Here is a 9,997-nt window from a genome sequence, read left to right as displayed (position 1 = left end):
TACCGAGCGCAGCGAGGTGTCGGTGACGACGCGTCCGCGGTCGTCGACGGCCAGCCCGGCGGCGGCCGCCAGTGGCGAGGTCCGCGTGCCGCTCGTCCACAGGACCACGTCGGCGGCGACGCGTTCCCCGCCCGCCGTCTCCACCGCGTCGGGCAGCACCTTCGCCACGTCGACGCCCGCGCGCACCCGGACGCCCAGCCGGTCCAGCGCGGCGCGCAGATACGCCCCGGCCCTGGGGTTCATGGTCGCGCCGGGCTCCTGCCGCCCCAGCAGCTCCACGCTCAGCCGCGGATACCGCTCGGCGATCTCCGCGGCGGCCTCGACGCCGGTCAGTCCGCTGCCCGCGACCACCACCGTGCCGGTGTCGAGCCGTGCCAGCCGGCCGGCCAGCGCCTCGGCGTCCTGGGCGCCGCTCAGGGTGTACGCGTGGTCCTCGGCGCCCGGCACCGCCGCGGTGTCGGCGGCGCCGCCCAGCCCGTACACCAGCGTGTCGTAGCGCAGCACCCGGTCGTCGTCGATCCGCACGGTCCTCGCGTCCGCGTCCACCGCCGTCACCCAGCCGCGGACGAACCGCGCGCCCGTGCCGTCCAGCAGCTCGGGGACGCTCAGCTCGGCGAGTTCCTGTCCGGTCGCCGTCATGTGCAGCCGCATGCGCTCGGTGAACCGCTCCTGGGCGTTCACCACGGTCACCCGCACGTCCTCGCGCCGCCTCGTCCGGGCCGCCAGCTGGACGGCCGCGGCCATGCCCGCGTAGCCGGCCCCCAGGATCACCACGTGGTGGGGGCTCGCCGTGCCGGTCTCCTGCCGTGTGCTCAGCTGCCCGTCCATCCGTCCGTCCATCTGTCCGGCCATGTGTCCGTCCTCCTCGGTTCGCTCACTGACGCCCACCAGATGGGAGCAGGCGGCCCAGACGTGACATGGGCCGGTTGTGACGCGTGCCACATGTGTGAGTGGCGTCCCGGACGTCCGGGTGAGGCCGGTCGTAGGCCGTACGGTGACTTCAGTGGTCCGGACCATCGACAGTTGTCCACAGGCCTGGCCGAGGCGGCCCGGCAGCGCGTACGGTTTCGGGGCAATGAAGATCCACGCCGCCCTGCGGCACGCCCCTGACCTGCGAACGGACCGCGATTCGTGAAAATCCTCATCAGCGCCGACATGGAGGGCGCGACCGGCGTCACCTGGCCGGCCGACGTGTTGCCGGGGACCCCCCAGTGGGAGCGGTGCCGGTCGATGTTCACCTCCGACGTGAACGCCGCCGTGCAGGGCTTCTTCGACGGCGGCGCCGACGAGGTGCTCGTCAACGAGGCGCACTGGAGCATGCGCAACCTGCTCCTGGAGCGGCTCGACGAGCGGACCGAGATGCTCACCGGCCGCCACAAGACCCTGTCCATGGTCGAGGGCGTCCAGCACGGGGACGTGGACGGCATCGCCTTCATCGGGTACCACGGCGGCGCCGGCATGGAGGGCGTCCTCGTCCACACCTACCTCGCCAACCAGATCACCGGCGTGTGGCTGAACGACGTACGGGCCAGCGAGGGCCTGCTCAACGCGCACGTCGTCGCCGAGTACGGGGTGCCCGTCGTGCTGGTCACCGGCGACGACGTGGCCTGCGAGGACGCGCTCGGCTACGCGCCCGAGGCGCGCAAGGTCGCCGTCAAGGACCATGTCTCGCGCTACGCGGCCGTGTGCCGCCCCCCGGCCAGGACCGCCGCCGACATCCGGGCCGCGGCCAAGGAGGCCGCGGCGCTCGCGGTGCGGCACGCACCGGTGGACGGCGGGCCGTTCACGGTCGCCGTGGAGTTCGACGCCGAGCACCTGGCGGACGCCTCGACCGTGGTGCCGGGTGTGGCCCGCGTCGGGGAGCGCAAGGTGGCGTACACGCACGACACGATGTTCGACACGATCCGTACGTTCAAGGCGGTCACCACGATCGTCTCGGCCGCGGTGGAGGAGCAGTATGGCTGAGCAGACCGGGACCGGCCCGCAGGGCGTGGACGCGCAGGCACTGGACGAGGTCGTCCGGTTCACCTCCGACCTCATCCGGATCGACACCACCAACCGCGGCGGCGGCGACTGCCGGGAACGCCCGGCCGCCGAGTACGCCGCCGAGCGGCTCGCCGAGGCCGGCCTTGAGCCCACCCTGCTGGAGCGCACCGAGGGCCGCACCAACGTCGTCGCCCGGATCGAGGGCACCGACCCGTCCGCCGACGCGCTGCTGGTCCACGGTCACCTGGACGTGGTGCCCGCCGAGGCCGCCGACTGGAGCGTGCACCCCTTCTCCGGGGAGGTCCGCGACGGCGTCGTCTGGGGGCGCGGCGCGGTCGACATGAAGAACATGGACGCGATGATCCTCGCCGTCGCCCGCACCTGGGCCCGGCAGGGCGTGCGGCCCCGGCGCGACATCGTCATCGCGTTCACCGCGGACGAGGAGGCCAGCGCCGAGGACGGCTCCGGCTTCCTCGCCGACCGGCACGCCGCCCTGTTCGAGGGCTGCACCGAGGGCGTCAGCGAGTCCGGGGCGTTCACCTTCCACGACGGCTCCGGCCGGCAGATCTACCCGATCGCCGCGGGCGAGCGCGGCACCGGCTGGCTGAAGCTCACCGCGCGCGGCCGGGCCGGACACGGCTCCAAGGTGAACCGGGAGAACGCGGTCACCCGGCTCGCCGCGGCCATCACCCGCATCGGCGAGCACGAGTGGCCGCTGCGGCTCACCCCGACCGTCGGCGCCGCCCTCACCGAACTCGCCGCCCTGTACGGCGTCGACCCCGACCTGAGCGACGTCGACGCCCTGCTGGCCAAGCTCGGACCGGCCGCCAAGCTGGTCGAGGCGACCGTCCGCAACAGCAGCAACCCGACCATGCTGGACGCCGGTTACAAGGTCAACGTCATCCCGGGCCAGGCCGTCGCCCACGTCGACGGGCGGTTCCTGTACGGCTGCGAGGACGAGTTCCGCGACACCCTCGACCGGCTCACCGGGCCGGACGTGGACTGGGAGTTCGCCCACCGCGAGGTCGCCCTCCAGGCGCCGGTGGACTCGCCGGCGTTCGCGGGGATGCGCGCGGCCGTCGAGGAGTTCGCCCCCGAGGGGCACGTCGTGCCGTACTGCATGTCCGGCGGCACGGACGCCAAGCAGTTCTCCCGGCTCGGCATCACCGGCTACGGGTTCGCGCCGCTGAAGCTGCCCGAGGGCTTCGACTACCAGGCCCTCTTCCACGGCGTCGACGAACGCGTCCCCGTCGAGGCCCTGCACTTCGGCGTCCGCGTCCTCGACCGCTTCCTGCGCACCGCCTAGGTTGGAGGAGTCAGTGCAGACTCTGGCGTACGGATCGTGGCCCTCGCCGATCGACGCGGCGCTCGCCGCAGCGCACGACGGGCGGCCCGACGACGTGGGCTTCGTCGGCGACGAGGTGTGGTGGACCGCGCCCAGGCCCGCCGAGGGCGGCCGGCGCACCCTGGTCCGCCGGCACCCGGACGGCACCGAGGAACCGGTGCTGCCCCCGCCGTGGAACGTGCGCAGCCGCGTCATCGAGTACGGCGGCCGGCCCTGGACCGCGCTCACGACCCCCACCGGGCCGCTGGTGGTCTTCGTGAACTTCGCCGACCAGCGGCTGTACGCCTACGAGCCGGGCGGCGCCGAGCCGCGCCCGCTGACCCCCCTCTCCCCGGTGGGCGGCGGGCTGCGCTGGGCCGAGCCGCAGGCGCGTCCCGAACGGGGCGAGGTGTGGTGCGTGCTGGAGGAGTTCACCGGCGACGGACCGGGCGACGTGCGCCGGGTCCTGGCGGCGGTGCCGCTGGACGGCTCGGCGGCCGGCGACCGGGGCGCGGTGCGCGAACTCACCGACGACCGGCACCGGTTCGTCACCGGGCCGCGCGTCTCCCCCGACGGGCAACGCGCCGCCTGGCTCGCCTGGGACCATCCGCGCATGCCCTGGGACGGCACCGAACTGCTCGTCGCCGACATCGGCACCGACGGCACGTTCCGGGACGCCCGGACCGTCGCCGGCGGACCCGAGGAGTCCGTCGCCCAGGCCGACTGGGCCCCCGACGGCTCCCTGCTGTACGCCTCCGACCGCACCGGCTGGTGGAACCTGTACCGCGACGGGCGCCCGCTGTGCGCCCGCGAGGAGGAGTTCGGCGGGCCGCTGTGGAAGCTCGGCCAGCGCTGGTTCGCGCCGCTGGACAACGGCCTGATCGCCGTCCTGCACGGCCGGGGCGCCGCCGTGCTCGGCATACTCGACCCGGAGACCGGCGAGGTCGTCGACGCGGCCGGCCCCTGGACCGAGTTCGCGGCCACCCTCGCCGCCGACGGCGAGCGGGTCGTGTCCGTCGGCGCCGGCCCGCGCAGCGCCTACGAGGTGGTCGAGCTGGACACCCGCACCGGCCGGGCCCGTGTGATCGGCGCCCCGCACGAGGACGCCGTGGACCCCGCCCACTATCCCGAGCCGCGCATCCGCACCTTCACCGGCCCCGGCGGACGCGACGTCCACGCCCACGTGTACCCGCCCCGCCACCCCGCCCGCACCGGCCCCGACGGCGAGCTGCCGCCGTACGTGATCTGGGCGCACGGCGGCCCCACCAGCCGGTCGCCCCTGGTCCTGGACCTGGAGATCGCCTACTTCACCTCGCGCGGCATCGGCGTCGCGGAGGTCAACTACGGCGGCTCGACGGGCCACGGCCGGGAGTACCGCAACCGGCTGCGCGAGCAGTGGGGCGTCGTCGACGTCGAGGACTGCGCGGCCGTCGCCCGGGCCCTCGCCGACGAGGGCACCGCGGACCCGGCCCGGCTCGCCGTACGCGGCGGCAGCGCGGGCGGCTGGACGGCGGCCGCGTCGCTCACCGCCACCGACGTCTACGCCTGCGGCACCGTCATCTACCCGATCCTCGACCTGACCGGCTGGGGCACGGGGGAGACCCACGACTTCGAGTCGCAGTACCTGGAGAGCCTGATCGGGCCCCTCGCCGAGGTGCCGGACCGGTACGCCGAGCGGTCGCCCACCGAGCACGCCGACCGCGTCCGGGCGCCGTTCCTGCTGCTCCAGGGCCTGGACGACGTGATCTGCCCGCCCGTCCAGTGCGAGCGGTTCCTCGCCCGCATGGCCGGCCGCGGCGTACCGCACGCCTACCTCACCTTCGAGGGCGAGGGCCACGGCTTCCGCCGCGCGGAGACCATGGTGCGCGCCCTGGAGGCCGAACTCTCCCTGTACGCACAGGCCTTCGGGTTCGAAGCGCCCGGCGTCCCGACCCTGGAGCTGACCGAGTGAAACCCCTCCAGCGTCCGTCCCGGCTCGCGCCGGGCGCCCGCGTCGCCGTCGTCGCGCCCAGCGGACCGGTGCCCGAGGAACGGCTCCAGGCCGGTCTCGACGTGCTGCGCGGCTGGGACCTCGACCCCGTCGTGGCCCCGCACGTCCTGGACCGGCACCCCGCCTTCGACTACCTGGCGGGCACCGACGCCGACCGTGCCGCCGACCTCCAGAGCGCGTGGTGCGACCCGGCCGTGGACGCCGTACTGTGCGCCCGCGGCGGCTACGGCGCCCAGCGCATGACCGACCTGCTCGACTGGGACGCGATGCGCGCGGCCGGGCCGAAGGTGTTCGTCGGCTTCAGCGACATCACCGCCCTGCACGAGGCCTTCGCCCGCCGCCTCGGCCTGGTCACCCTGCACGGGCCGATGGCCGCGGGCATCGACTTCCTCAAGAACGCGCGGGCGCAGGAGCACCTGAAGGCCACCCTGTTCGCCCCGGACACGGTCCGTGTCATCGCCTCCGACGGCGGCACCCCGATGGTGCCCGGCCGCGCCCGGGGCGTCACCCTCGGCGGCTGCCTCGCCCTGCTCGCCGCCGACCTGGGCACCCCGCACGCCCGCCCCTCCGCGCGCGGCGGGCTGCTGTGCCTGGAGGACGTGGGGGAGGAGCCGTACCGCATCGACCGCTACCTCACCCAGCTGCTGCGCGCCGGCTGGCTCGACGGCGTCGCCGGAGTGCTGCTCGGATCCTGGGAGCAGTGCGAGCCCGCCGAGCTGCTGCGTGCGCTGCTCGCCGACCGGCTGGGCGGTCTCGGCGTGCCGGTCGTCGAGGACTTCGGCTTCGGCCACTGCGCGGGAGCGCTCACCGTCCCCTTCGGCGTGAGCGCGGAACTCGACGCCGACGCGGGCACCTTGACGCTGGACGAACCGGCGCTGCGCTGACCGGGCACCCCGCACGGCAGCGACGTAGAGTGGCGGGATGCCGCACACCGCGTCCCGCCACCTCGCCGAGGGCCCCCGCGTGGGCGTACGCCACTTCACCTACGAGGACGGTGCCGAGTTCACCGCCCGGGTCCGCGAGAGCAAGGACCTGCACCACCCGTGGCTCTTCCCGCCGGACAGCGCCCAGGCGTACGCCGCCTACGCGGCCCGGCTGATCGAGGACCCGACCAAGGCGGGGTTCCTGGTGTGCGAGAGGGACGGCGGGGCCATCGCCGGATATGTCAACATCAACAACATCGTCGGGGGCGGCTTCCTCAGCGGCGCCCTCGGCTACGGCGCCTTCGCGCACGCCGCGGGCCGCGGCCTGATGCGCGAGGGACTGGGCCTCGTCGTGCGGTACGCGTTCGGGCCGCTGCGGCTGCACCGCCTGGAGATCAACGTGCAGCCCGGCAACGCCGCCTCGATCGCGCTGGCCCGCGCCTGCGGCTTCCGCCTGGAGGGTTTCTCGCCGAAGATGCTCTACATCGACGGGGCCTGGCGCGACCACCAGCGCTGGGCGATCACCGCCGAGAGCGTGACTTCCGGTTGATCTTCATGGTGTCCAGGTCGGTCACCGTCGACCTCAGCTCGCCGAAGCCGTGGCCGAGCCCGCGCAGCACCGTCTCCGCCCGGTCCTCGGCGATCGCGCCCGCCATCTCCTCGCCGTCCGCCGCGTCCGACACCACGACGAACCGCATCGAGAAGTGCTTCAGCGGCGACGGCTCGTACGACAGCGACCCCTCCTCGGTGAACCGCATGCTCGCCATGCCGTGGTCGCCGGCCTCGGCAAGGAGCCGGGCCCGCGACTCCTCCGTCAGCCCTTCCCAGGTGCCCCGGACGATCACCCGGTAGGTGTGCTGCTCACTCACGTGCCGCTCCTTCGTACGCAACGCCGACCGCACGACTCTAGGCGGCCGCAGGCACGGCACCCAGCGAATTAAACGTGAGCCACGTCGCGCGAACGTGACCGGCGAAGCCCCTGTTCACCGCGCCGGTCAGCGGCTTCCATGGGGAACCGTGACGACGATCCGACGTGAGGTACTGACGCTGCCCGCCGCGCCGCCGGGACCGGACAACCCGCTGCCGCCGCTGCGCCCGCTGGACGAGGCCCACCGCATCGACGACCGGGACCGGGCCGCTCTGCCGCGCGACATGGCCCGCCAGGTCGACTACGAGCCGCTGCGCAGCCTGCTGCCCGTACGGGTCAGGGACGGCTACGGCCGCGACCGCGCGCCCCGCGCCCTGGACGCGCTGGTGATCGAGAACGACCGGCTGCGGGCCACCGTCCTGCCCGGCCTCGGCGGCCGGATCGCCTCCCTCTTCCACAAGCCGACCGAGCGTGAACTCCTCTACGTCAACCCGGTGTTCCAGCCCGCCGACTTCGCCCTCAACGGCGCCTGGTTCTCCGGCGGCATCGAATGGAACATCGGCGCCACCGGCCACACCACCCTGTCCTGCTCACCGGTGCACGCCGCCCGGGTGCCCGCGCCGGACGGCGGGGAGATGCTGCGCCTGTGGGAGTGGGAGCGGCTGCGCGACCTGCCCTTCCAGGTCGACCTGTGGCTGCCCGACGGCTCGGACTTCCTCCGCGTCGGCGTCCGGATCCGCAACCCGCACGAGCGACCGGTGCCGACGTACTGGTGGTCCAACATCGCCGTCCCCGAGGACCGCCGCGTCCTCGCCCCCGCCGACGAGGCTTGGCACTTCGGCTACGAGCGCCGCCTGCGCCGCATCCCCGTGCCGTCGTACGACGGAGCGGACCGGACGTACCCGCTGAACAGCACGTACCCCGCCGACTACTTCTACGAGGTGGCCGACGGCCGGCGCCGCTGGATCGCCGCGCTCGACGAGGACGGGCACGGGCTGGCGCAGACCTCGACCGACGCCCTGCGCGGCCGCAAGCTCTTCGTGTGGGGCGCGGGACCCGGCGGCCGGCGCTGGCAGGAATGGCTCACCGAACCCGGCACGGGCGGCTACTGCGAGATCCAGGCCGGACTCGCCCGCACCCAGCTGGAGCACGTGAAGCTGGAGGCCGAGAGCGAGGTGTCCTGGCTGGAGGCGTACGGGCCGCTCGACGCCGAGCCCGACGGCGAGTGGCACGCGGTGCTGCGCGGGGCGGAGGAGCGGCTGGAGCACGCGCTGCCGCGCGCCGACGTGGACGCCGCGTACGCGGCCTGGCTGCGGTACGCCGACGCCGAGCCCGGTGAGCGCCTGGCCGGCGGGTCGGGCTGGGGCGCGCTGGAGGTGCTGCGCACGGGCTGGAAGCTGCCCGGCACGCCCTTCGAGGAGCACACCCTCGGCGAGGAGCAGGAACCCTGGCTGCACCTGCTGCGCGCCGGGTACCTCCCGGAACCGGACCGGCGTCTGCCGCCCGGCCAGACGCTGGTCGCCCGGTCCTGGCGGGACATGCTGGAGACGGCGCCCGCCACCCCGGACACCGAGTACCACCTCGGCGTCGCCCAGTGGCACGCCGGAGATCTGGCGCAGGCCGAACGCAGCTGGGAGCGCGGCCTGAACGGCGCCGCCGGCCGCTGGCCGCTGCTGCGCTGCCTCGCGCTGGCCGACCGGGAGGGCGGGCACCCCGAGCGGGCCGCCGACCGGTACGCCGACGCCTTCGACGACCTGTGCGCGAGGCGGGAAGCGCCGGAGGGGGGTGCGGGCGAGGAGCAGTGGCGGGCCGTGACGGCCGCGCTCGGACGCGAGGCGATCGAGGCACTGCTCGCGGCCGGACGACCGGAGGACGCCCGCGCCGTGTGGGAGCGGCTGCCCGAAGAGGTCCGCACCCGCGGCCGGTTCCGCCTCACCGAGGCACAACTCCTGCACACGGAGGGCCGGCTCACCGAGGCACGGGCCGTCTACGACGAGGGCTTCGAGGTCGCCGACCTGCGGGAGGGCGACGAGAGCATCGGCAGGCTCTGGGCCCGGCTCACCGACGAGCCGCTGCCCGCCCGCCACGACTTCCGGATGCGGCCGGACGGAGGGTGAACCCCGCCCGGCCGGTGGTCACTGGGCCTGCCGGTCCACGTACTCGTACACCACACCGTCCGGGTGACGGGCGATCAGGTTGCGGCCGGCGGGCGTGTGCACCGGGCCCGCGATGACGTCCGCGCCCAGCCCGGTCAGGGTCCGGTGGGCCTCCTCGACGTCCGTCACGGCGATCGTCGCGGCCACCCTGCGCAACACGTCGAGCTGGGACTCGGGCCCGCTCATCAGCAGGAAGCAGCCGACCGCGGCGACCTGGACGCCCCCGCGCTCGAAACGCAGCGCCGGTCCGCCGGCCAGCCCTTCGTAGAAGGGGATCGCCTTGTCCAGGTCGTCGACACAGATACGCAGTGTGGCTCCCAGAATGTCCATGCGGACGAGCCTAGTTGGCCCCGGCGCGGCGCGGGCCCCATGGACCGTCCGCCCGCGGGTACCCGCAAGACATGGACCGCATGGATCACTTGGAACACCTGGACAAGCAACTGGTCGACGAACTGGCGCAGGTGGCACGCGAGACCGTGCGCGACGAGCTGCGCGAGCAGACGCGGAAGCAGCGCCGCAAGGCCACGCTCTACGCCGCCTCCGGTGCCGCCGCGCTGTACGCGGGCGCGGCCCTCGCGCTCACCGTGGGCCTGGCCCTCGCCATCGGCCTGCCCGACTGGGCCGCCGCGCTGATCACGGCCGCCCTCCTGGGCGTCGCGGCCTACCTGCTGCGCGGCGCCGCCCGGCCGCACGCCTCCGGGCCGGGCGGGGCGCCCGGCTCCGGCCACCACCACACCGCCGGCGGTCACG

10 protein-coding genes are annotated in these 9,997 nt (G+C 74.4%); 7 read left to right on the top strand and 3 right to left on the bottom strand.

All coding sequences use genetic code 11. The features are described from left to right. The coding region (locus GTW67_RS29705) for an NAD(P)/FAD-dependent oxidoreductase (protein WP_161167844.1) at nucleotides 1-816 on the bottom strand (816 nt) is incomplete at its 3' end. Nucleotides 817-1,131: 315 nt separating this feature from the next. On the opposite strand from GTW67_RS29705, the gene GTW67_RS29700 reads away from it, so the two are divergent. Genes GTW67_RS29700 through GTW67_RS29680 form a run of 5 tightly spaced genes read left to right on the top strand, consistent with a single transcriptional unit; the run spans nucleotide 1,132 to nucleotide 6,773 of the window. Beyond that, nucleotides 1,132-1,965 (top strand): M55 family metallopeptidase, encoded by an 834-nt coding sequence (locus GTW67_RS29700; protein ID WP_161167843.1) that lies wholly within the window; start codon nucleotides 1,132-1,134, stop codon nucleotides 1,963-1,965. Next, nucleotides 1,958-3,292, top strand: coding sequence for a M20/M25/M40 family metallo-hydrolase (locus GTW67_RS29695; RefSeq protein WP_161167842.1), 1,335 nt, complete (start codon nucleotides 1,958-1,960; stop codon nucleotides 3,290-3,292). The genes GTW67_RS29700 and GTW67_RS29695 overlap by 8 nt, the downstream gene beginning before the upstream one ends. Before the next feature lie 13 nt (nucleotides 3,293-3,305). Continuing rightward, nucleotides 3,306-5,261, top strand: a complete 1,956-nt coding sequence (locus GTW67_RS29690) for a S9 family peptidase (RefSeq protein WP_524539835.1) — start codon at nucleotides 3,306-3,308, stop codon at nucleotides 5,259-5,261. Further along, nucleotides 5,258-6,184: an LD-carboxypeptidase gene (locus GTW67_RS29685; protein WP_161167840.1), complete on the top strand. Its 927-nt coding sequence runs from the start codon at nucleotides 5,258-5,260 to the stop codon at nucleotides 6,182-6,184. Before GTW67_RS29690 ends, GTW67_RS29685 begins: the two co-directional genes overlap by 4 nt. A 37-nt stretch (nucleotides 6,185-6,221) precedes the next feature. Continuing rightward, entirely contained in the window at nucleotides 6,222-6,773 is a 552-nt protein-coding gene (locus GTW67_RS29680) for a GNAT family N-acetyltransferase (RefSeq protein ID WP_161167839.1), read from the top strand. On the opposite strand, the gene GTW67_RS29675 is transcribed toward GTW67_RS29680, so the two are convergent. After that, complete coding sequence (locus GTW67_RS29675) at nucleotides 6,745-7,092, bottom strand: DUF6204 family protein (RefSeq protein ID WP_161167838.1); 348 nt, start codon at nucleotides 7,090-7,092, stop codon at nucleotides 6,745-6,747. The two genes, GTW67_RS29680 and GTW67_RS29675, sit on opposite strands and share 29 nt — an antisense overlap. 148 nt (nucleotides 7,093-7,240) lie before the next feature. Here GTW67_RS29675 and GTW67_RS29670 point away from each other — a divergent pair, with 148 nt between their 5' ends. Beyond that, nucleotides 7,241-9,208 (top strand): DUF5107 domain-containing protein, encoded by a 1,968-nt coding sequence (locus GTW67_RS29670; RefSeq protein ID WP_161167837.1) that lies wholly within the window; start codon nucleotides 7,241-7,243, stop codon nucleotides 9,206-9,208. 18 nt (nucleotides 9,209-9,226) lie between these two features. On the opposite strand, the gene GTW67_RS29665 is transcribed toward GTW67_RS29670, so the two are convergent. Then, on the bottom strand, nucleotides 9,227-9,577 hold the full coding sequence (locus GTW67_RS29665; RefSeq protein WP_161167836.1) for a VOC family protein: 351 nt from the start codon (nucleotides 9,575-9,577) through the stop codon (nucleotides 9,227-9,229). 71 nt (nucleotides 9,578-9,648) lie between these two features. Between GTW67_RS29665 and GTW67_RS29660 the strand changes: the two genes are divergently transcribed. Beyond that, nucleotides 9,649-9,997: phage holin family protein (locus tag GTW67_RS29660; protein WP_202437861.1), on the top strand; the 349-nt coding region annotated here is incomplete at its 3' end.

Origin of the sequence: Streptomyces sp. SID5910 (assembly GCF_009862125.1) — a bacterium.
GTDB lineage: Bacteria > Actinomycetota > Actinomycetes > Streptomycetales > Streptomycetaceae > Streptomyces.
Note: the sequence above shows the minus strand (reverse complement) of the source record. Positions and strands in the feature narration are given on the sequence as shown.

What these genes read in the sequence shown, in the direction of transcription:
- GTW67_RS29680 (WP_161167839.1), top strand. Translation starts at nt 6,222, where the DNA reads ATGCCGCACACCGCGTCCCGCCACCTCGCCGAGGGCCCCCGCGTGGGC.
- GTW67_RS29665 (WP_161167836.1), bottom strand. Translation starts at nt 9,577, where the DNA reads ATGGACATTCTGGGAGCCACACTGCGTATCTGTGTCGACGACCTGGAC.
- GTW67_RS29695 (WP_161167842.1), top strand. Translation starts at nt 1,958, where the DNA reads ATGGCTGAGCAGACCGGGACCGGCCCGCAGGGCGTGGACGCGCAGGCA.